Annotated in this window: 20 protein-coding genes; 2 read left to right on the top strand and 18 right to left on the bottom strand. The window is 59.8% G+C overall.

Annotated features, from left to right (window positions below):
• Window position 1: 1 nt before the first annotated feature.
• The gene (locus WNZ14_RS02805) at window positions 2-703 is read right to left on the bottom strand and encodes a helix-turn-helix transcriptional regulator (RefSeq protein ID WP_342867081.1); all 702 of its coding nucleotides are present in this window, start codon (window positions 701-703) and stop codon (window positions 2-4) included.
• A 101-nt stretch (window positions 704-804) separates the two neighbouring features.
• Here WNZ14_RS02805 and WNZ14_RS02810 point away from each other — a divergent pair, with 101 nt between their 5' ends.
• Window positions 805-2,421 (top strand): FAD-dependent monooxygenase, encoded by a 1,617-nt coding sequence (locus WNZ14_RS02810; RefSeq protein ID WP_342867082.1) that lies wholly within the window; start codon window positions 805-807, stop codon window positions 2,419-2,421.
• 4 nt (window positions 2,422-2,425) lie between these two features.
• Window positions 2,426-2,713, top strand: a complete 288-nt coding sequence (locus WNZ14_RS02815) for a hypothetical protein (protein WP_342867083.1) — start codon at window positions 2,426-2,428, stop codon at window positions 2,711-2,713.
• Window positions 2,714-3,242: 529 nt separating this feature from the next.
• On the opposite strand, the gene WNZ14_RS02820 is transcribed toward WNZ14_RS02815, so the two are convergent.
• The 17 genes from WNZ14_RS02820 to WNZ14_RS02900 form a co-directional block, all read right to left on the bottom strand.
• Complete coding sequence (locus WNZ14_RS02820; RefSeq protein WP_342867084.1) at window positions 3,243-3,713, bottom strand: DUF2867 domain-containing protein; 471 nt, start codon at window positions 3,711-3,713, stop codon at window positions 3,243-3,245.
• 36 nt (window positions 3,714-3,749) lie between these two features.
• Window positions 3,750-5,168 carry a dihydrolipoyl dehydrogenase gene (lpdA, locus tag WNZ14_RS02825; RefSeq protein WP_342867085.1) on the bottom strand — a complete coding sequence of 473 codons (1,419 nt, stop codon included), beginning with the start codon at window positions 5,166-5,168 and terminating at the stop codon, window positions 3,750-3,752.
• Between the two features lie 24 nt (window positions 5,169-5,192).
• A complete protein-coding gene (locus WNZ14_RS02830) occupies window positions 5,193-5,675 on the bottom strand; it encodes a hypothetical protein (protein WP_342867086.1) in 483 nt (160 codons plus the stop codon).
• Between the two features lie 31 nt (window positions 5,676-5,706).
• A complete protein-coding gene (locus tag WNZ14_RS02835) occupies window positions 5,707-6,345 on the bottom strand; it encodes a LysE family translocator (RefSeq protein WP_342867087.1) in 639 nt (212 codons plus the stop codon).
• A gap of 152 nt (window positions 6,346-6,497) precedes the next feature.
• Window positions 6,498-7,751 carry a 2-oxoglutarate dehydrogenase complex dihydrolipoyllysine-residue succinyltransferase gene (gene odhB / locus WNZ14_RS02840; protein WP_342867088.1) on the bottom strand — a complete coding sequence of 418 codons (1,254 nt, stop codon included), beginning with the start codon at window positions 7,749-7,751 and terminating at the stop codon, window positions 6,498-6,500.
• Window positions 7,752-7,810: 59 nt separating this feature from the next.
• The gene (locus tag WNZ14_RS02845; RefSeq protein WP_342867089.1) at window positions 7,811-10,801 is read right to left on the bottom strand and encodes a 2-oxoglutarate dehydrogenase E1 component; all 2,991 of its coding nucleotides are present in this window, start codon (window positions 10,799-10,801) and stop codon (window positions 7,811-7,813) included.
• Between the two features lie 62 nt (window positions 10,802-10,863).
• A complete protein-coding gene (locus WNZ14_RS02850; protein WP_342867090.1) occupies window positions 10,864-11,277 on the bottom strand; it encodes a nuclear transport factor 2 family protein in 414 nt (137 codons plus the stop codon).
• An 18-nt stretch (window positions 11,278-11,295) separates the two neighbouring features.
• A complete protein-coding gene (locus tag WNZ14_RS02855; protein WP_342867091.1) occupies window positions 11,296-11,637 on the bottom strand; it encodes a DHCW motif cupin fold protein in 342 nt (113 codons plus the stop codon).
• A 9-nt stretch (window positions 11,638-11,646) separates the two neighbouring features.
• Window positions 11,647-12,549 (bottom strand): succinate--CoA ligase subunit alpha, encoded by a 903-nt coding sequence (sucD, locus tag WNZ14_RS02860; RefSeq protein WP_342867092.1) that lies wholly within the window; start codon window positions 12,547-12,549, stop codon window positions 11,647-11,649.
• 4 nt (window positions 12,550-12,553) lie between these two features.
• Complete coding sequence (gene sucC / locus WNZ14_RS02865; protein ID WP_342867093.1) at window positions 12,554-13,750, bottom strand: ADP-forming succinate--CoA ligase subunit beta; 1,197 nt, start codon at window positions 13,748-13,750, stop codon at window positions 12,554-12,556.
• Between the two features lie 136 nt (window positions 13,751-13,886).
• Complete coding sequence (gene mdh, locus WNZ14_RS02870; RefSeq protein ID WP_342867094.1) at window positions 13,887-14,849, bottom strand: malate dehydrogenase; 963 nt, start codon at window positions 14,847-14,849, stop codon at window positions 13,887-13,889.
• Between the two features lie 164 nt (window positions 14,850-15,013).
• Complete coding sequence (gene zapE, locus WNZ14_RS02875; RefSeq protein ID WP_342867095.1) at window positions 15,014-16,186, bottom strand: cell division protein ZapE; 1,173 nt, start codon at window positions 16,184-16,186, stop codon at window positions 15,014-15,016.
• A gap of 36 nt (window positions 16,187-16,222) precedes the next feature.
• Window positions 16,223-16,744 (bottom strand): protease inhibitor Inh/omp19 family protein, encoded by a 522-nt coding sequence (locus WNZ14_RS02880; protein WP_342867096.1) that lies wholly within the window; start codon window positions 16,742-16,744, stop codon window positions 16,223-16,225.
• Window positions 16,745-16,908: 164 nt separating this feature from the next.
• A complete protein-coding gene (locus WNZ14_RS02885) occupies window positions 16,909-17,352 on the bottom strand; it encodes a hypothetical protein (RefSeq protein ID WP_342867097.1) in 444 nt (147 codons plus the stop codon).
• A gap of 118 nt (window positions 17,353-17,470) precedes the next feature.
• Window positions 17,471-18,073, bottom strand: coding sequence for a peptide-methionine (S)-S-oxide reductase MsrA (gene msrA / locus WNZ14_RS02890; RefSeq protein WP_342867098.1), 603 nt, complete (start codon window positions 18,071-18,073; stop codon window positions 17,471-17,473).
• 103 nt (window positions 18,074-18,176) lie between these two features.
• Window positions 18,177-19,514, bottom strand: a complete 1,338-nt coding sequence (locus WNZ14_RS02895; RefSeq protein WP_342867099.1) for an MFS transporter — start codon at window positions 19,512-19,514, stop codon at window positions 18,177-18,179.
• Between the two features lie 81 nt (window positions 19,515-19,595).
• A complete protein-coding gene (locus WNZ14_RS02900) occupies window positions 19,596-20,666 on the bottom strand; it encodes an NAD-dependent epimerase/dehydratase family protein (protein ID WP_342867100.1) in 1,071 nt (356 codons plus the stop codon).
• Window positions 20,667-20,890: the final 224 nt, after the last annotated feature.

A 20,890-nucleotide genomic window follows, 5' to 3' on the forward strand; every position in this document is an offset into this window, starting at 1 on the left:
ATCAAAGCTGGCGACACAAGGCAAACAGGCCACCCCGGGAAGATATGCCGAGCTTCTCATAGGCGCGACGTCGGTAGGTGACGATAGTCGCCGGCGACAGGCCCAGCTCTCCGGCAATCATTTCGGTCTTTTTCCCGTCGAGAACACCCAGACAGACCTGGCGTTCACGCTCGCTCAGCGCGGCCAGACACGCGGGATAACTGCTCGCCGGCCGGGCTTCAAAGTGCACCAGCACCATTCTTGCGACAAGCGAGAGCAGCGCCTCGTCAGGCTCAGTCACGACTGGCTCGCTGTGATAGAAATTGACCATCATTCGCCGTGTCGATCCCGCAGCAAGAACCGTTTTCTTGCCGGCAAGGCCCGGTTGGTTGAAGAAGATATCGAGATAATCAGGCGACATCGATGATACGATATCCTCCATCCGCCACAGGCTGGTCTGCCCGGCGCGTATATTCATCAGCTCTGGCAGCAGCGGATCTTGCCGAAACCAGCCGTCCATATAGCGACGGGCCAGCAACTCGCCTGTTCTGTGCCGTGAGTAATTGCGCGAAAGCAGGCAGACGACGTGGTCGTCGACCATCTCGAAGACCATCAACTGGCTGGCACCCATCCACTCGACCAGCGTGAGAACGCGCGGGATGAAGTCATCGCCGCCACTGCCGGCAGCAATGCAGTCCTCGATCAGGCGATAAACGCTGGTCACATCCACTCCTCGCTGCACGCGATGTCATCCCCGTTAGGGGACATACAAATCAGCGCCACAAGAGTAAATTGGCATTCAAAGAGTGGTGAGGGAGGAATTCCATGAGGCCTGCCGGTCGAAGCGAAACGGATTCGGTCTATTTCGATTACCCGCGTTTTGACGAGCCGAGGGGAAGTCGGAGGGCGATTCTAGGAGACCCTGCCCGGGTCGCAATCGTCGGCGCCGGGCCGATCGGAATGGTTGCGGCGCTCACCCTGGCGCGCGAGGGCATCCGCTCGGTTCTCCTCGAATCAAAATCCACCTTCAACGACGGAAGCCGCGCGATCTGCATTGCGCGCCAGAGCCTCCACATCCTTGAGAGTATCGATGCAGCCGAGCCTTTCCTGGCAAAGGCTCTTGGCTGGACAACCGGGCGCAGCTTCTATCGCGGCAAGCAGTTCCTCGAATTCCACATGCCGGACGGCCCGTCGGAAAAATTCCGGCCGATGTACAATCTCGAACAGCAATATATCGAGCAGTATCTCTGGCAGGCGATCGACCGAAACCCGCTCATTGACCTGAGGTGGCGGAGCGAAGTGACCGGGCTGCAGTCAGGCCCGGCTGGCGTCCAGCTGACAATCACCGATCCGCAAAAGAACTATGCACTGAAGGCCGATTGGCTGCTCGCCGCCGATGGCGCGCGAAGCGCATTGCGCCGGATGATGGGCCTGAAGCTGCGCGGAGAGAATTATGAAGGCCGCTACGTCATCGCCGATGTCCAGATGCAGCACGACTACCCAACGATCAGACGTGCTCTGTTCGACCCAAAATGCCGACCAGGGGGAACCGTGCTGATCCACAAGCAGCCCGACAACATCTGGCGCATCGACTATCAGCTCGCCAGCGGCGAAAGCGAAAGCGAGGCTGTGAAAGAGGACACAGTCCGCAAGAGCGTTGCCCTGGTGCTTGAAGACATCGACTATCAGGGCAGCTGGGATCTGGAATGGTGGAGCGTCTACTCCGCCAACACACTGGCGCTCGACGAGTATCGCCATGGCCGCGTGTTCTTCATCGGCGACAGTGCCCATATCGTCCCGATTTTCGGTGTCCGTGGTCTCAACAACGGCATCGCCGATGCCCACAACATCGGATGGAAACTCGGCTGGGTGCTCACTGGCCGCGCCGGCGAAAAACTTCTCGACAGCTACACGCCGGAAAGGCGCGGTGCCACGCTTGATGTCTTCGCCAACGCAACCAAGAGCGCCCGCTTCATGACGCCGCCGAGTCCGGGATGGCGGATCATGCGCGATGCCGCCCTCGGTCTGGCGCTCGAGCACCCGTTCGCAGCCGAACTCGCCAATCCCCGCCAGATGACGCCTTTCACCTATGCCGGCAGTCCGGCAGTGCTCCCCGACGATCCGGAATTTGCCGGTGGCCCGGCCCCCGGCGCCGCCATGCCCGATGCGGCGATTGACGCCGGCTTCCTGTCAGACCGGATCGGCAGCGGCTTCACCCTCGTCTGTTTTGACAAGGAGCTGTCAGATGCAGTCGGCAGACTGCCGGATGCGCCGGAAGTGGTTTGTCTCGCCTGTCCCGGCGATGCATCCCGGATCCTTGGCTCGGGTCCTGCGTCCGCCTATCTGGTTCGCCCCGATCTTCATATCGGCGCGCGATGGATGAACGCATCAGCCGACAAGATCGCCGCAGCGTTAGAAACGCTCAGTTTCAGGAAGGACTAACGCCATGCAGCAACAGGACATCGAATCCGTCTACGAGGAACTGGCGACCGCAATCGACATTGCCGGCGAGCAGCAAGCGGCAATTTTCCTGGCTCAGGTCTGCCTTCTGCTCGCACGCGATCTGAACGACAGGGACCGCGCGATCGAACTCATCCGTCAGGCGGCGCGGCCTTATCAGGACATAACAATAACATCACCAGCGAGAGACCAGCAGCCGCGGAAACGTCATGACGACGCGCGCCGCTCAAGAAGAGTGGCTACAAGGTCAGTCTTGTGCGGTAACAAACCGTGACCGGCAGCGTGTGATAGAGCGGGAACCTATCTCCTGATCCGGGCGTTCTTACCCTGTGACAGAAAAGGAGATGTCCAATGGTCGATTATACCACGCATACTCGCAATTCCGAGCAGGGTCGTTCGCACCGGCATGTTCGGCAAACAACTGTCAGATCAAATAATTCAACCGGCGTATTGGCTGCGATCGTACTGTTCGTCCTGCTGGGCATGACAGCTTTCGTTTTCTGGACAGCCGATGATTATCAGCCGGCAAACAACCCTGTCCCAGCTGCACAGAGCAATGACCCGTTTGCTCCTGGCGCCAACCCCGCGCGTCCCGTTCCCGCACCCGATGGGCCCCTGATCGCCCCGGATGCTGCAGCTCCGGCTGCCCCTGGCACAACCACTTCCCCGGCGCCGGCCTCCAACGGCTAAGCCGCAGGCGTTCCATTACGCCAGTTGCCTCCACCCATACGTGATGGAAACGCAAGAACCGCCCGGCCCCACACCGGGCGGTTTCGCGTTTCAACGAGAGTCTCTCAAAAACGTCAGCCGACCCGCGACAGCGTGCTTTTCACGATCAGCTTGTGAAACGGCATGATGAGTGCCAGATAGCAGCGGCCAAGCAGGTTGTGCCGCTCGACCAGCGTCATCAATCGCACCGCTGTCTGCTTGCCCTGCAAAGCTTGGGTTTCAACAACGATTCTGAAATCGAGATGCCGGTCATCAAACCCCAGAACGCATTCCGCCGGCGTTCTGCTGATCACCGGAAACATGCCGATCCGCGGCGCACCCGCTGATGCGACTTCTGGGTCGCCTTTCAAGCCGAACGGTTTGACCAGAAGATTGCGCAAGGCCATCAGCTGGCTTGCCCATCGCGGCATCGTCTCGAACGCCTGCCGAGCGGCGGCTTCAGCCGTCAGCCCCGCATCGCCGCTCACCGTCTCGAAACAGTCGCCCCAATCCGCACCCGGCAAGGCCGGATGCGGCAGCGATATGGTAATCTCGCGGGCTTTCATTGCTTCTGATTTCCCGCAAGCTTCACTGAAGTGCGCCTAGAGATGGATCGGCTTGAAGAAGGTCGCGAGTGCGGCTTCCTTGACCGCTTCCGACATGGTCGGATGCGCATGGCAGGTGCGGCCGAGATCTTCGGATGACCCACCAAATTCCATCAGCACGGCGGCTTCGTGGATCATCTCGCCGGCGCCAAGGCCGATGATGTGGACACCCAGAACCCGGTCGGTTTCGGCATCTGCCAGCACCTTGACGAAGCCGTCCGATGCTTCCATCGCCCTTGCCCGACCATTGGCCGAGAACGGGAACTTGCCGGACTTGTACTTGACGCCTTCGGTCTTGATTTCTTCCTCGGTCTTGCCGACGGACGCCACTTCCGGCTGGGTATAGACCACGCCAGGAATGACATTGTAGTTCACATGACCTGCCTGGCCAGCCATGATTTCGGCCAGCGCCACGCCTTCGTCCTCGGCCTTGTGCGCCAGCATCGGGCCGACGATGACGTCGCCGATGGCATACACGCCCGGCACATTGGTCTGGTAATGATGATCGGTGCGCACCCGGCCACGCTCGTCAAGCACCACGCCGGCCTCTTCAAGACCCAGACCCTCTGTGTAGGGTTTGCGGCCGGTGGCGATCAGCACGATATCGGCATCAATCGTCTCGGCATCGCCGCCCTTGACCGGCTCAAACGAGACCTTGGCGCCCCCCTTGCCATCCTTGTCGGCTTTCTCGACGCCGGTCACCTTGGCGCTGAGCTTGAAGTCCATGCCCTGCTTGGCAAGAATGCGCTGGAACTGCTTGGAGACTTCGCCGTCCATGCCCCCGAGGATCTTGTCGAGATACTCGATCACGGTCACTTTCGCGCCGAGCCTGCTCCAGACCGAACCCATTTCCAGACCGATCACGCCGCCGCCGACAACGACGATGTGCTGCGGCACCTTGTCGAGCGCGATCGCCCCGGTCGAGGACACGATGATCTTCTCGTCGATATCAACCTGAACGCCGGGAATACCAGCGACATCAGAGCCGGTTGCGATCACGATGTTCTTGGCCTCGAGTTCTTGCGTCTTGCCGTCATCGCCGGTCACCGACACCTTGCCTTCGCCCAGCACCTTGCCGGTGCCGATGAAGCTTTCGACCTTGTTCTTCTTGAACAGGAAAGCGACACCGTCGACGTTAGACTTCACTGTCGCGTCCTTGTGCGCCATCATCTTTTCAAGATTAAGCGTCGGCTTGCCGATCTCGACGCCGAGGCTCTCCATGCCGTGATTGGCGTGCGCGAACACTTCCGACGCATGCAGCAGCGCTTTCGAGGGGATACAGCCGATGTTCAGGCAGGTGCCGCCGAAAGTCGCGCGCTTTTCAATAACAGCGACCTTGAGGCCAAGCTGCGCCGCCTTGATGGCGCAGACATAGCCGCCGGGTCCGGAACCGATAATGATGACGTCGTAGCTCATGGTCTTGTCCTTATGATCCGAAATTCATTCCTGGCAGGCTTTCAGCTTGAACACATCGCCGGGAAGCATTGTTACCTGTCGGGCCAGCCATGCCTGCGACCGCATCACTGCAGCGCCGAAGTCCGGCAGCAGCAGGCTGTCGCCGGCGGTGCTATTCGCGTCCAGCACAGGCAGCCAGCCGGCCTCGCCAGTGCTGCCGATCGTATAGATGACGCCTTCCCAGACGGTGCAGGCGTCAATCTCGGCACCGGTCGCATCGCCCTGGGGGCAATTGTGCAGGATCACGCCCCAGGGCCGATCCGGCTCGCCCGCCATCATCACCACACCCTCCATCCTGACATCGTTTTCAGCAAATGTCAGATGGAACCGGTGCTGCATGCCGTCTGCTTGGGACAGCGGCCCCGAGAATGCGATTTCCGCGCCCGATGCCGCGTCACTGTATACCGCCAGTGCCTGTGGGCAAGCAGCTTGTGCCGGCGCTGAAACAAGCGCCAGCATCAAACACACTGCCCATATCCGGCCACGGCCATGCATCTTGTCAGCCTGCCTTCTCGGTTGCGAGTTTCAGCCCGAAGGCAATAAACACAAGGCCGCTGGTGCGATTGATCCATTTACCGGCACGCTCAAATCCTGCGCGCATTTTCGGAATTGTCAGAAAAAACGACATCGCGACAAACCAGGCAATCAGGCAGCTCGCCATGACCAGACCATAGCCAAACTTGATCGTGGCCGGGGTATCATGGCTAACCACAGTCGAGAAAATCGACAAGAAGAAAAACACTGGCTTCGGATTGAGCGCGTTGGCCATGAAGCCGAGCGCAAATCCCTTGAACCCGGATTGGGATGACGCTGCGCCCGGTCCCACCACTCCGGCATCAATCGTCACCGAACCGGCGCGAAAAGACTGGATGCCGATATAGATCAGATAGGCAACGCCCGCCCATTTGATGATGTTGAAGACCGTGATCGACTGAGAAATAATCAGCCCCAGACCAAGAATGGTGTAGGTCACATGCACCATCAGGGAAACCCCGATGCCGACACTGGTGAGGATAGCGGCCTTGCGCCCGTGGACCACAGCCTGACGCATCACCATCGCCGTATCAGCGCCGGGAGCAACGATACCGAACGAGAAAATTGCCATCAGGGCAGCAAGTTCGATCAGGTAGTGGTGCATCTCATACATTCCCATATCGGCTGATAGCAGCCTGACGGTTCTTTGCTGGGCCCGATGTCAGTTCAGCATTGGAGCCCGCTGTCAAACCACTTCCCGGCTAAGCCAAAAACAGGGCCCGGACCGGCACACGCCAGCCCGGAACCAGATGCGTGTCAAAGATCGAGAACGAGACGCTCCGGATCTTCCAGGCTGTCCTTGACCCGGACCAGGAAGGTCACGGCGTCCTTGCCGTCGACAATCCGGTGGTCATAGGAGAGTGCCAGATACATCATCGGCCGGATCACAACCTGGCCGCCGACAGCCATCGGGCGTTCCTGGATCTTGTGCATGCCCAGGATACCGGACTGCGGCGAGTTGAGGATCGGCGAGGACATCAGCGAGCCGTAGACACCGCCATTGGAGATGGTAAAGGTGCCGCCCTGCATGTCGGCCATCGACAGTTCGCCATCGCGTGCAGCCCGTCCCAGACGGCCGATCTCCTTCTCGATCTCGGCAATGCTCATCTGGTCCGCATCGCGCACCACAGGAACCACCAGGCCCTTGTCGGTGCCGACAGCGACGCCGACATGGCAGTAGTTCTTGTAGATCAGGTCTGTGCCGTCGATCTCGGCATTGACCGCCGGGATTTCCTTGAGCGCATGGGTCACCGCCTTGGTGAAGAAGCCCATGAAGCCAAGCTTGACGCCGTGCTTCTTCTCGAACAGGTCCTTGTACTTCTTGCGCATATCCATCACCGCGCTCATGTCCACCTCGTTGTAGGTGGTCAGCATCGCAGCCGTGTTCTGCGCTTCCTTCAGGCGGCGCGCGATGGTCTGGCGCAGGCGGGTCATCTTCACCCGCTCTTCGCGTGGTGCGTCATCAGCCGATGAGCTTGAGCGAGCCGCTGCGGGTGCAGCAGCCGGAGCCGAGCCCTTGCCGATGGCATCAAGCACGTCGCCCTTGAGAACCTGGCCGCGCTTGCCTGAGCCCGACACGTCGCCAGCATCGATCTTGTTTTCCGCCATCAGCTTCTGCGCCGAAGGTGCAGCCGGCATGTCGCTCTTGGTTGCGGCTCCGGGAGCCTCAGCCTTCGCAGCTGGTGCTTCGGCTTTCGCCTCGCTCTTTGCAGGTTCGGACTTCGCAGGTTCAGACTTTGCAGGTTCAGACTTGGCCGGCGCCGCAGCACCTTCGCCCTCGGAAATGTTTGCCAAGAGGGCGTTGACCTCGACCGTCTCGCCGTCCTTGGCGAGAATTTCGCTCAGGACGCCGGAGACAGGCGATGGAACCTCGATCGACACCTTGTCGGTTTCAAGCTCCACCAGCGGCTCGTCCACCTTCACGGTGTCGCCAACTTGTTTGAGCCAGGTGCCGATGGTGGCTTCGCTGACAGATTCACCAAGGGTCGGGACGCGAACTTCAGTAGCCATGATATTTGTTTCCGTTCTTTTTCAGTCAGACAGACAATTGTGCGGCAGCGCGGGCGGCATCAGCCACCCAGCGCATCCTCAAGGAAGGCTTCAAGCTGGGCAAGGTGACGGGACATCAGACCCGTTGCAGTTGACGCCGAGGCCGGACGGCCGGTGTAGCGAACCCGCTGGAACTTGGCGTCGATATGCGCCAGAACCCACTCGAGATAGGGATCGATGAACGACCATGCACCCATGTTCTTGGGTTCTTCCTGACACCATACCATTTCGGCATTGCGGAAGCGCGACAGTTCGTTGATCAGCGCCTTGGCCGGGAACGGATAAAGCTGTTCCAGGCGCAGCAGGTAGACATCATCAATGCCGCGCTTTTCGCGTTCTTCGTACAAGTCGAAATAGACCTTGCCCGAGCACATCACGACGCGGCGGATCTTGTTGTCCTTGACCAGCTTGATCGGCTCGTTCTTGAGCACTTCGGCGTCGTCCCACAGCAGTCTGTGGAACGAGCTTTCGCCCGACATTTCGGCCAGTGTCGACACGGCACGCTTGTGGCGCAGCAGCGATTTCGGCGTCATCATGATCAGCGGCTTGCGGAAATCGCGCTTCACCTGACGTCGCAGGATATGGAAGTAATTCGACGGCGTGGTGCAGTTGGCAACCTGCATGTTGTCTTCCGCACACATCTGCAGGAAGCGCTCGAGGCGGGCCGACGAGTGCTCCGGACCCTGTCCCTCATAGCCATGCGGCAGCAGGCAGACGAGACCGGACATACGAAGCCACTTGCGCTCGCCTGACGAGATGAACTGGTCAAACAGCACCTGTGCGCCGTTGGCGAAATCGCCAAACTGGGCTTCCCACAGTGTCAGCGCGTTGGGTCGCGCCAGCGAATAGCCGTATTCGAATCCGAGCACTGCCTCTTCCGACAGCATCGAGTTGATCACTTCGTAACGCGCCTGGTTGGCAGAAAGGTTGGCAAGCGGGATGTAGCGTTCTTCGGTCTCCTGATCGTAAAGCACCGAATGCCGTTGCGAAAACGTACCGCGCTCCACATCCTGGCCGGAAAACCGGATCTTGGTGCCTTCCACGCACAGCGATCCGAAGGCCAGCGCCTCGGCAAACGCCCAGTCGATGCCTTCACCGGTCTCGACCATCTTGGCGCGGTTATCCATGAACCGCTGGATGGTGCGGTGCGCATTGAAATCTGCCGGAACCTCCGACAGTTTCTTGCCGATCTCGCGCAGCTGCTTGAGCGGCATCGCGGTCTTGCCCCGGCGCTGCTCGTCCTGATTGTCGGCGGTGCGCAGACCCGACCATTGACCGTCGAGCCAGTCGGCCTTGTTCGGCTTGTAGCTCTGGCCGATGTCGAATTCGGTTTCCAGATTGGCGCGCCAGTCGGCCTTCATCTTTTCGAATTCGCCTTCGGAAATCACGCCCTCCTCGATCAGGCGGCGCGAATAGATCGTGACAACCGTCTCGTGGCTGCGGATCTTCTTGTACATCTTCGGCTGTGTGAACGCCGGTTCGTCGCCCTCGTTGTGGCCGAAGCGACGGTAGCAGAACATGTCGATGACCACCGGCTTGTGGAAGGTCATGCGGAATTCGGTGGCCACCTTGGCGGCATAGACAACCGCTTCCGGATCGTCGCCATTGACGTGGAAGATCGGCGCCTCGATCATCTTGGCCACATCCGAAGGATAGGGCGAAGAGCGCGAGAAGCCCGGATTGGTGGTGAAACCGATCTGGTTGTTGATGATGAAATGCACCGTGCCGCCGACGCGGTGACCGCGCAGGCCCGACAGGCCAAGAATTTCAGCCACAACGCCCTGGCCGGCAAAGGCCGCATCGCCGTGCAGCAGCAGCGGCATGACCTTGACGCGTTCCCTGAGCGGAATGATGTCGCCCTCGAATTCGGTCGCCAGCAGATCCTGCTTGGCGCGGGCCTTGCCCATCACCACCGGATTGACGATTTCAAGGTGCGAAGGGTTGGCCGTCAGCGACAGGTGAACCTTGTTGTTGTCGAACTCGCGGTCTGAGGAGGCGCCAAGGTGATACTTGACGTCGCCCGAGCCTTCGACCTCATCGGGCTTGAACGACCCGCCCTTGAACTCGTGAAACACCGCGCGGTGCGGTTTGCCCATCACCTGGGTCAGCACGTTGAGCCGGCCGCGGTGAGCCATGCCGAAGACGACTTCCTTAAGGCCCATATTTCCGCCGCGCTTGATAATCTGCTCGAGCGCAGGAATCAGCGATTCGCCGCCATCAAGACCAAACCGCTTGGTGCCCTTGTATTTGACATCGATGAACTGCTCGAAGCCTTCCGCCTCGATCAGCTTCTGCAGGATCGCCTTCTTGCCGTTCTCGGTGAACTCGACACCCTTGTCGGGCCCCTCGATGCGTTCCTGGATCCAGGACTTCTCTTCCGGATTCGAAATGTGCATGAACTCGACACCCAGCGTCGAGCAGTAGGTGCGCTGCAGAATGTCCATCATCTCGCGGATGGTGGCGTATTCGAGCCCGAGCACGAAATCGATGTAGATCCGGCGGTCATAATCAGCTTCGGTGAACCCGTAGGCTTCCGGTGACAGCTCGTTGTAATCATTGTCGGGTTGCTGGGCGATTCCGAGCGGATCGAGCTTGGCGTGCAGATGGCCGCGCATGCGGAATGCGCGGATCATCATCAGCGCTTTGACTGAATCGCGCGTCGCCTGCGTGACATCGCCACTGTCTGCCGGCTTGCCTGCGGCTTCCGCCTTGCCCTTGAGCTTGTCGGCGACGATTTTCTCGACAGTGCCCCAATCTCCATCAAGCGCCGAGACGAGCTCGCCATTGGCCGGAATCGGCCAGTTCGGCTGCTTCCAAGAAGCGCCGGCGGCGGATTTGCGGACCTGGTCCGGATCGTCCTTCAACTCGGCAAAGAACGACTGCCATTCGGCCGGCACACTGCCCGGATTGTCTTCGTAGCGGGCATACATCTGCTCGATATAGGCAGCATTGCCGCCGTACAGGAACGATGTCTGCGCCAGAATGTCGTTGGCTTCGTCGTTGCGTGCCATGGGTCTCACCTTTTTCCGGGCTTTTCAGGCCCTATCCCTAGACTTTGAGGCTTGCGCGGCACTCACGCCGCTGCAAGCCTTCCCAACCCGGTCCCCAGCGCTGCCGTGTCGCTGAAAACCTGGTACCGGACGATCTTGCCGTCGCGTAATGTGAACATGTTGACCGTTTCGGTCCGCACCTTGCGTGCGTTCGCCTTGACCGTCCATTCACCCTTGAGCACCGTGATGACGGTCTCGCCGGCGACATGGATTGCAAGCGGTTCGACCCTGTCGATCACCAGATGATCGCCCAGGGTCTTGATGAACGTTTCGAAGCCATCGAACCCGGTCCAGTTTCCGGCCCAGGGCAGAAGCCCGTCAGGCGCCGGATAATGAACCTCGATATCATCCGAGACGACGTCGCGCAGGGCCACCCTGTCGCCCGCTTTCAGCGCGGCGTAGTAGCGGTCCAGCGTTTCGCGCACGGCGTCGCTCATGGATTTTGCCTCGAACGTTTAGTCGACAATGAACAGTTTCGCGCCGCCGACCGAACTGGAGCGATGCGGCTCCGCTCCGTCGGCAACTTGATAACTTGTTCCCGGTTTCATCTTGAACGCACGACCGTCTGCAAGAACCGTATCCATCTCGCCTTCAAGACAAAGAAGGATATGTCCCTTTTCGCACCAATGGTCTGCTTCATAACCCGGAGAATACTCCACCATCCGAACCCGGACAGGGTTATCCTCCGGACCAAAAGTGCGGGTGCGCCACATTGCATGTCCCGCATCACCGGAATGGTGAACCGGCTCGACGCCGTCCCACTCCGTGATGCCGAAAGCAATGTCGGTCATGCGCATAGGCTTGCTCTATCCCTTGAGGACTTCGACCAGTGTCTTGCCAAGACGCGCAGGCGACGGCGAAACACGGATGCCCGCGGCTTCCATGGCCTTGATCTTGTCGTCAGCGCCGCCCTTGCCGCCCGAAATCACCGCGCCTGCATGGCCCATGGTGCGTCCGGGAGGTGCCGTGCGGCCGGCGATGAAGCCTGCCATCGGCTTCTTGCGGCCCTTCTTGGCCTGTTCGATCAGCCACTCTGCTGCATCTTCTTCAGCCGAACCGCCGATTTCGCCGATCATGATGATCGATTCAGTTTCCGGATCGTCGAGATAGAGATCGAGAATATCGATGAACTCGGTGCCTTTGACCGGGTCGCCGCCAATGCCGACAGCGCTTGACTGGCCGAGGCCTTCATTGGTGGTCTGGAACACAGCCTCATAGGTCAGCGTGCCGGAGCGCGACAGGATGCCCACCGAGCCCTTCTTGAAGATGTTGCCCGGCATGATGCCGATCTTGCACTGGTCCGGCGTCATGACGCCGGGGCAGTTCGGACCGATCAGCCGTGACTTCGACTTGTCAAGGATCGCCTTGGCGCGGATCATGTCGGCCACCGGGATACCCTCGGTGATGCAGACGATCAGCTCGACCTCGGCCTCGATGGCTTCGATGATCGCAGCCGCGGCACCTGCCGGCGGCACGTAGATCACGGAGGCGTTTGCGCCGGTCTGGGCCTTGCCTTCAGCAACAGACGCGAAGATCGGCAGCTTCTCGCCGCCCGAACCTTCCCAGGTGGAGCCGCCCTTTTTCGGGTGGATACCGCCAACCATCTGCGTGCCGTGATAGGCCAGCGCCTGCTCGGTGTGGAAGGTGCCGGTCTTGCCGGTCAGGCCCTGAACCAGGACCTTGGTGTTCTTGTCGATAAGAATGGACATGGTCTCAGTTTCCCTTCACCGCGGCGACAATCTTCTGCGCTGCATCGTCGAGATCGTCGGCGGCGATCACGTCGAGGCCGCTTTCGTTGATGATCTTCTTGCCGAGCGCCACATTGGTGCCTTCGAGACGAACCACCAGAGGAACCTTGAGGCCGACTTCCTTCACCGCAGCGACAACGCCCTCGGCAATGACGTCACACTTCATGATGCCGCCGAAGATGTTGACCAGAATGCCTTTGACAGCCGGGTCAGCAGTGATGATCTTGAACGCAGCCGTCACCTTTTCGGTGGTGGCGCCGCCACCAACGTCGAGGAAGTTGGCAGGTTCCTGGCCGTAGAGCTTGATGATGTCCATGGTCGCCATGGCGAGGCCTGCACCGTTGACCATGCAGCCGATATTGCCGTCGAGCGCCACATAGGCGAGGTCGTATTTCGACGCCTCGATTTCCTTGGCATCTTCTTCGGTCAGGTCACGCAGCTCGACAATGTCGTCGTGGCGGAACAGCGCGTTGTTGTCGAACGACACCTTGGCGTCGAGCACCCGCAGACGACCGGTTTTCATCACGATCAGCGGGTTGATTTCCAGAAGCGCCATGTCCTTTTCGACAAACGCCTTGTAGAGGATCGGGAACAGCTTCTCGCCGTCCGCAGCAGCCTCGCCCGAAAGCTTCAGCGCGCTGTTGAGCTTGGCGAGATCGGCAGACGTCACACCAGCCATAGGGTCGATGGCGACGGTGATGATCTTCTCGGGTGTTTTTTCAGCAACCGCCTCGATGTCCATGCCGCCTTCGGTGGAAACCACGAAGGCCACCTGACCGACGGTGCGGTCAACCAGAATGGAGAGATACAGTTCGCGCTCGATGTCGGCGCCGTCTTCGATGTAGAGCCGGTTGACCACCTTGCCTGCGTCGCCGGTCTGCTTGGTGACCAGCGTGTTGCCGAGCATTTCCTTGGCATGTGCCTTGGCCTCGTCAATCGAGAAGGCCAGCCGCACGCCGCCCTTGGCGTCAGGTCCGAGTTCCTTGAACTTGCCCTTGCCGCGTCCGCCCGCATGGATCTGGCTCTTGACCACATAAAGTGGGCCAGGCAGCGATTTCGCAGCAGCTTCCGCCTCGTCAGCGGAAAAGATGGCGACCCCTTCGGCCACCGGCGCGCCAAAACCCTTGAGAAGGGCCTTGGCCTGGTATTCATGGATGTTCATGGGAACTCCTGGATTGAGTAAACAGTCGAGAGCGTCTTGACGTTTCGTTAAGCCTGATAACGCTCTAACCCGATGTTCTTACGCAAGTCTGAACGGAAAGCCGGTTTTCAGCTTTCCGTTCAATATCCGTAGCCGATTACTTCAGGTTCGGAGCAATCGCGATGCAGGCTTCGCAAAGACCGGCGACTGCGCCAACCGAGCTGTCGAATGCCTTCTGCTCGGTCTTGTTCAGTTCGATCTCGATGATGCGCTCGATGCCACCCTCGCCGATGACGCAAGGCACGCCGACATACATGTCTTTGACGCCATACTGGCCCGACAGGTAAGCAGCGCAGGGCAGAACCCGCTTCTTGTCCTTGAGGTAGCTTTCAGCCATCAGGATCGCCGAAGCCGCAGGTGCGTAATAGGCCGAACCGGTCTTGAGCAGCGAAACGATTTCCGCGCCGCCGTCACGGGTGCGCTGAATGATCTCTTCGAGCTTTTCCTTCGAAGTCCAACCCATCTTGATCAGGTCTGGCAGCGGAATGCCGGCAACTGTCGAATAACGCGCCAGCGGCACCATGGTGTCGCCGTGGCCACCCAGCACGAAGGCGGTAACATCTTCGATCGAAACGTTGAATTCTTCAGCCAGGAAATGGCGGAAGCGGCCCGAGTCAAGCACGCCGGCCATGCCGACAACCTTGTTCTTGGGCAGGCCGGAGAACTTCTGCAGCGCCCAGACCATCGCGTCGAGCGGGTTGGTGATGCAGATGACAAATGCGTTCGGAGCATACTTCTTGATGCCCGCGCCAACCTGTTCCATCACCTTGAGGTTGATGCCCAGAAGATCGTCGCGGCTCATGCCCGGCTTGCGGGCGACACCGGCGGTGACGATGCAGACATCTGCACCTTCGATTGCCGAGTAGTCATTGGCGCCGGAGAGGCGGGAGTCAAAACCTTCAGCCGGAGCGGACTGGGAGATGTCGAGCGCCTTGCCCTGAGGCGTGCCTTCGGCAATATCGAACAGGACGACGTCGCCCAGTTCCTTCAAGCCGGCCAGATGGGCGAGCGTGCCGCCGATCATTCCCGAGCCAATCAATGCAATCTTGTTGCGCGCCATATCGAAATTCTCCGCAGGTCGTTGTGGTCTGGAACCTGCCTAACGCCCGGCCCCGATTTCGCCCAATCGCATAGACCGAATGCCCGTTACTGGCAACTCAAACTTTCGATATGAATGTTTTCAATCGTTTAGGTTCTGAAATTCTTACGTAAACGTAAATATTTTCAGCTTTCCTCAGGCATAATCAGCAACTGATTTGCACGACTTGCTTCGAGGTAGGCCTCACTTTGCATTTCATTGAGGCGAGATGCTGTGCGCGCGAACTCGAAACTCTCTGTTCCGGTCTTGCCCAGATAGAGTCCATCCGGCTCTGCAGCCGCCGAGATGAACAACCGGTTCTTGCGGTCATAGAGAGTATCGATCAGGGTGATGAAACGCTTGGCCGCATTGCGTCCGGCCTCACCCAGGACCGGCACCCGGTCAACAAACACCGTATGGTATCGCGTCGATATCGCGGCGTAGTCGGAAGCCCCGAGCGGCTTTTCGCACAGATCCGAAAACGAAAACCGGGCAGCACCTGCGCCGGCTTTCGGCACGGCCACGTCCCGGCCCTGAACCCGGATCGTGGTGGGGGCAACCTGCTTGCCTGCCGTCACCCGCTTCCAGGCCAGATCCGTGGCCTCGTCGCCCTCACCGTCAGCCAGCACATGATAGACCGGCATCCGGGTAGTGGTCTCCATGCGGTAGTCGGTGCGTGCATCAAGATTGAGAATGTCTACATTTTCCTTGAGCAACCCGATGAACGGCAGGAACAGATCCCGGTTCAGACCGTCCTTGTAAAGCTGGTCAGGCTCGACATTGGAAGTCGCCACCAGAACGCAGCCGCGCTTGAACAATTGCTCGAACAGCCGTGAGAGCAGCATGGCGTCGGTTATGTCCGTGACCGAAAACTCGTCAAAGCACAGCACCCAGGCCTCTTCGAACAACTCGTCCGCCACCGGCGGCACAGGATCGCTCTCCTTGGTCTCGCCGTTCTTGAGCCTCTGGCGGTGGGCATGGATGCGGGAATGGGCATCAGCCATGAAATCGAGAAAATGCGCCCGCCGCTTGCGCTTGGCCGGCACCAGCTCGAAGAACATGTCCATCAGCATGGTCTTGCCGCGCCCGACCGAGCCATGAACATAAAGCCCACGCGGCGGCGCCTTAGATGTCTGCTTGCGGCCGAACATCCAGCCCAGCGCGCTCGACTTGTTGGCGAGCCGCCGGTTGGTCACGGCCTCGAGCAAGGTGTCGAGCCGGTCTGCAATCTCGACCTGCGCCGGATCAATGGAAAATTCGCCGCTGGCCACACGGTCTGCATAGGCGGCCGCAACGGTGTCGTGTCTCTTCCAGCTCATCAGGCAGGGCCTATCGCTTCGCGCTGCGCCGTGAATTTAGCGGGAAAGGGAAATTGGCTGGCCGGTCGAGGTCGATCCGTCATAGCGTTCGTTGGCGGATTGATAGAGCCGCGCGATCTGGTTTCCGCTGGAATCAGCAAGAATGACCTGCTTGCCCTGCACATCCCATGCCGCGATTGCCGCCGCGTTGCCGACACATCCGCGCGAGGCAGCCCGGTATCCGCCGGTCCACTTGGTCAGCGACAGGAAGACATCACAGGTTGTTCCACCGCTTCCGGCCGACCAGCGCCCGATCAGGGCCTCGCGTGTCAGCTCCGGTGCATTTGCTGCGGCCACCTGCGGTGCCATTGTCTGGTCCGGAGCGGTCGGTGCTGTCGGAAACTCGCCCGGCTGCGGCATCATCGGAGGCGCAAGCTGCCCCGACTCAACGCCACCCACCGGAGCCGGCATCAACGGAGCCGGCTGCTGCTGGGTGTTCATGCCACCGAAGGATGTCCGCTGGCATCCGCCAAGGACTGCGGCGACCGCAACTGCGACCAGCAAGGTGTGCATCTTCATAGATAAGCTCCGGTTACGCGAAGCATGTGCTTCGCTGTTCGTCCCACTAAACCGCATAAAATGACCATAGCATGGAAATTGCAAGGCAAACTGGCCACAGGATCATATTAGCAGGACGCTAATCCAATATTATTGACGCCAGTACACGAGTCTTGGCCGCCTTGTCACCCCCGGATTTGCGCTCCAGGAACCCAGACATAGCCTTCCGGATCCACAATGAAGCACTCCCGGAGTCCGTGCGGCTTGTCCACACTGCCCGCCAGCACATGATCTCCACGGGCCACAGCCCTGGCTTCGGTCTTGTCCGGATCAAGACCATAGACGCGGATCTCGACACCCGCACCACGGGTCTCAGAGCCAGCAACGATTCCGGAAAGCGGATGGTTTGCATAGCTTTGATCAGCATGAAGCATGAACACCGATCCGCACAATTCGATTGCCGCGAAATCCTTGTCGCTGTGCAGGATCATCGCGCCAAGGCAGTCCCGGCAGAACAGGATCTCGGCTTCCAGGTCCCTGACCAGCAGGTTGACCCCCACGCCTCTCGGCAGGCTGCGTCCGAAATCGGGCGCGGTCATCCAGGGTTCGTTGCCGCGCTCCAAAACCATGTCTCTCTCCCCTTCCGGCCCTCGTTTGCGCACCTTGCCGGACATGGGGAGACTGGCCAATCCGTCATGGCGATGTCAATGGCTCTCATACGCCAACGGAATCACCAGGCGGGCATGCTCATTTGACCACGCCAAAGTCTGCCTCGTCGCCCCAAAGCGATTTGATTTCCTGGTCGCGACCGCAGGCACGTCGGTAGTAATTGTAGCGCACCGGGCTCTTGTTGTAGAAATCCTGGTGGTAATCCTCCGCAGGCCAGAATTTGGCCGGAGCTTCGATTTCCGTAACAACTGTCTTGCCAAGCACCTTCTCGGCGTCTGCCTTGGCAGCCTCTGCAAGCGCCGCCTGCTCGTCATTAAGCGTGTAGACGGCCGTCGTGTAGCTGTGGCCACGGTCGCAGAACTGGCCGCCATCATCTGTAGGATTGACGGTGCGGAAGAAGGTTTTCAGCAGCTCCGCATAGCTCACCACCGCAGGATCATACTTGATCTCGACCGCTTCCCGGTCGCCATTGGCAACATGAGACTTGTAGGTCGGGTTGTCAGCCTTGCCGCCAATATAGCCCGAGATGGTCTCGGTCACGCCTTTTACATGATCGAAATCGGATTCCACGCACCAGAAGCAGCCGCCGGCGAAAATCGCGACGCCGGTTTCCTCAGCCCGCACAGGTGCGGCGGTCAGGGCGACAGTAAACAGGGCAGATGAGAGCAGCAGTCTGAGCATGAAGGCCTCCTATTGTTGCAATGAACCTAGTTCAGCCCGCCGCCAATACAACTCACGCTTCCGCACAAAGCCGTGAGACCGGCGCGGTGGCCTCAGGCCATTCTTAGCCGTGTGTCGGCCAGGCCCGGTGCTCATCATCAATCACAAACACATGCCGATGCCGCGCGCCCGGTGCCGGATGATCGCGCAAATGCGGATGATCTGGCGGCAGGTCCCGATGCTCATGCTCGAGCACCAGACCATCACCCGAAGGCCAGACCATGATTGCGAGAACAATACCTCCACCGGCGATGACACCCAGGATCGCCATCGCCTCTCCCATGCCAAGAACGCTGCCGGCAAAGCCCGCCACCGGATAGGTCACCAGCCAGCACACATGCGACAGAGTGAACTGTGCGGCAAACAGGGCAGGCCGATCCTCCGCGTGGGAGGATTTGCGCAACAACCGCCCCGATGGCGTCAGGATCGCCGCGTAGAGCAGGCCGCTGAGGCCCCATGCGAGCAGAAACACAATCCACGGCGGCAGGCCATAGACCAGCAGGTAGACTGACTGCAACAGGGTCAGCCCAGCCAGCGACACACCGGCGCTGACCATCACCTTGCGATCAGAAATCCGGTCGAGAAGCCGGGGCAACATCAAGGCCGACAGCATGGACCCGCAGCCGAACGCTGCCAGCGCAAGGGCCACGCCCGTATCATCACCGAGATAGCCGGAGCGGACAATCACCACCGTATTGACCAGCACGAAGGCCCCGGCAGCAGCGGCGGTGAGATTGAGCGCCAGCAGCCCTCTCAGCATTGGCGTTGCAGTATATATTATTATGCCGTTCGTCAGCCGATCCAGAAATGGCCGCTGCGGGGATTTCGCAAGGGTCGCGGGAATCGTCGCCATCAACACAAGAGCCGCAGACCCTGCAAACCCGAGCACTGTGCCAGCAAACAGCCAGTGATAGCTGATGAAGGCGAGCAGAAGACCGGCCAACGCCGGGCTCAGCAGGTTTTCCAGATCATAGGCCAACCGCGACAGCGACAAGGCCCGGGTATAATCGCGATCATCCGGCAGAATGTTGGGGATGGTCGCCTGGAAGGCAGGCGTGAAGGTGGCTGACGCCGCTTGCAGCACGAAGATCAGCAAATAGATCTGCCAGACCGCATCGATGAATGGCAGCATCAGCGCAATCAGCGCCCGGACGATATCGGCACCGATCAGCACCCGTTTTCGGGGCCACCGCTGAGACACCGCGCTGGCAATCGGAGCCAGCCCGAGATAGGCAACCATCTTGATAGCAAACACGGTCCCGAGCACCGCCCCGGCCCGATCGCCCGCCAGATCATAGGCAAGCAGGCCAAGCCCGACCGTCAGCAGCCCGGTGCCGGTCAGCGCAATCACTTGAGCGGCAAACAGACGCGCATAGGCGGGATTCTTGAGGATCTCGATCATGGGTCCAGACTAGCAAACTCACGATCGACAAGCATTCCAATCAGAGGCACAGGCTGGATTTGCTTTCCGGCCGTTACCCACTTACTTTGCCTTGACCCTACCGGTGTCGATCAACTGCTGGAACATCTCGACCGCAGCAACGCTGACCGGGTGATATTCGAGGCCGAGTTCCCGCCTGGATTTCGAATTGTCCGCCCGCCATGGCAGGCCCATATTATTTGACACGAACTCCCGCGTCAGCTGTTTGGAGATCATGGGCCCAACCAGCCACATCAGCCATTTCGGCAGTTCACGTGTCGGAAACGGCCATGTGTCGCCGAAATGATTGCGCAACATATTGCCAAGCTGAAGGAACGACGCGGTTTCACCCGAGGCGATGTGCCGACCTTCCGCAGCTGGCACGAAGCCCGCGCGCATATGCGCTTCTGCGACATCGCGCACATCGACCATGCCGAATTCCAGCGGCGGCGCGCCGATTTTCAGCGTGCCGTCACCAAATTGCTTGATCAGATTGTGCGATTCCGATGTCGATTTACCCGACAACGTCGGTCCAATGACCAGCGAAGGATTGACCGTGACCAGCTTCCAGCGATCCTGCGCCCTGGCGATCTCCCAGGCTGTCTTTTCAGCCTCGACCTTTGAAAAGGAATAGGGCGAATTGGTCAGCGACGATGTCGTGTTCCAGTTCTCCTCGCTCAGCACACCACCCGACACCTTGGCCAGATCCTTTGTGTCACCATAGATCGCCGCAACGGAACTCGTCACCACCACACGTGTGACGCTCGGTGTACGATTGGCGGTTTCCAGCACATTGCGGGTGCCTTTGACCGCCGGATCAACCAGATCGCGCTGCGGATCGCTGAACTTGCTGGTAAAGGGCGACGCTGTGTGAAACACCACCGCGCACTCCGCCATCGCATCAGCATAGCTGCCGTCATCAAGCAGATCAGCCGCAAACAGCTTGAGATCACCTGGCAGCTTGTCAGCCAGCGCAGTGAGATGCGCGGTCTTCGCCTGGTTGGATGGATCACGCACGGCGCCATGCACCGTGAATCCTTCTTCCAGAAGCCGTTTGACCAGCCAGCCTGCCACAAAGCCGGTGGCGCCGGTGACAAGGACGGGGCGATCTGTCTGATAGATTGGTTCGGGCATGAGCATCCTTCGGTCAGGGTTCTGCGCATTCGGGCGGCACCCGAGGGCGACGGTTATTCGTTTGCATCTGTGGTGGCAGGGCCGGTGAAACAACCCCGGCTTCAAATCTGCGTAAGACGGCGGGCCACGCCGCGACCTGCGGCTTGCTGCTTTGCGGCTTGCGCGCATTGACTTAACGCACCGATGCAATAACGGGTTCCGTTAACGGGTGTAGGAGATCGCCG

It is taken from the genome of Hoeflea sp. AS60 (genome assembly GCF_038900115.1).
In the GTDB taxonomy this organism is placed as follows: Bacteria; Pseudomonadota; Alphaproteobacteria; order Rhizobiales; family Rhizobiaceae; genus Hoeflea.

Bases quoted from the DNA above. Each gene is read 5' to 3' on its own strand.
- WNZ14_RS02810 (WP_342867082.1), top strand. From the start codon at position 805: ATGAGGCCTGCCGGTCGAAGCGAAACGGATTCGGTCTATTTCGATTAC.
- WNZ14_RS02815 (WP_342867083.1), top strand. From the start codon at position 2,426: ATGCAGCAACAGGACATCGAATCCGTCTACGAGGAACTGGCGACCGCA.
- WNZ14_RS02820 (WP_342867084.1), bottom strand. From the start codon at position 3,713: ATGAAAGCCCGCGAGATTACCATATCGCTGCCGCATCCGGCCTTGCCG.
- lpdA (WP_342867085.1), bottom strand. From the start codon at position 5,168: ATGAGCTACGACGTCATCATTATCGGTTCCGGACCCGGCGGCTATGTC.
- WNZ14_RS02835 (WP_342867087.1), bottom strand. From the start codon at position 6,345: ATGCACCACTACCTGATCGAACTTGCTGCCCTGATGGCAATTTTCTCG.
- odhB (WP_342867088.1), bottom strand. From the start codon at position 7,751: ATGGCTACTGAAGTTCGCGTCCCGACCCTTGGTGAATCTGTCAGCGAA.
- WNZ14_RS02845 (WP_342867089.1), bottom strand. From the start codon at position 10,801: ATGGCACGCAACGACGAAGCCAACGACATTCTGGCGCAGACATCGTTC.
- WNZ14_RS02850 (WP_342867090.1), bottom strand. From the start codon at position 11,277: ATGAGCGACGCCGTGCGCGAAACGCTGGACCGCTACTACGCCGCGCTG.
- WNZ14_RS02855 (WP_342867091.1), bottom strand. From the start codon at position 11,637: ATGCGCATGACCGACATTGCTTTCGGCATCACGGAGTGGGACGGCGTC.
- sucD (WP_342867092.1), bottom strand. From the start codon at position 12,549: ATGTCCATTCTTATCGACAAGAACACCAAGGTCCTGGTTCAGGGCCTG.
- sucC (WP_342867093.1), bottom strand. From the start codon at position 13,750: ATGAACATCCATGAATACCAGGCCAAGGCCCTTCTCAAGGGTTTTGGC.
- mdh (WP_342867094.1), bottom strand. From the start codon at position 14,849: ATGGCGCGCAACAAGATTGCATTGATTGGCTCGGGAATGATCGGCGGC.
- zapE (WP_342867095.1), bottom strand. From the start codon at position 16,186: ATGAGCTGGAAGAGACACGACACCGTTGCGGCCGCCTATGCAGACCGT.
- WNZ14_RS02880 (WP_342867096.1), bottom strand. From the start codon at position 16,744: ATGAAGATGCACACCTTGCTGGTCGCAGTTGCGGTCGCCGCAGTCCTT.
- WNZ14_RS02885 (WP_342867097.1), bottom strand. From the start codon at position 17,352: ATGGTTTTGGAGCGCGGCAACGAACCCTGGATGACCGCGCCCGATTTC.
- msrA (WP_342867098.1), bottom strand. From the start codon at position 18,073: ATGCTCAGACTGCTGCTCTCATCTGCCCTGTTTACTGTCGCCCTGACC.
- WNZ14_RS02895 (WP_342867099.1), bottom strand. From the start codon at position 19,514: ATGATCGAGATCCTCAAGAATCCCGCCTATGCGCGTCTGTTTGCCGCT.
- WNZ14_RS02900 (WP_342867100.1), bottom strand. From the start codon at position 20,666: ATGCCCGAACCAATCTATCAGACAGATCGCCCCGTCCTTGTCACCGGC.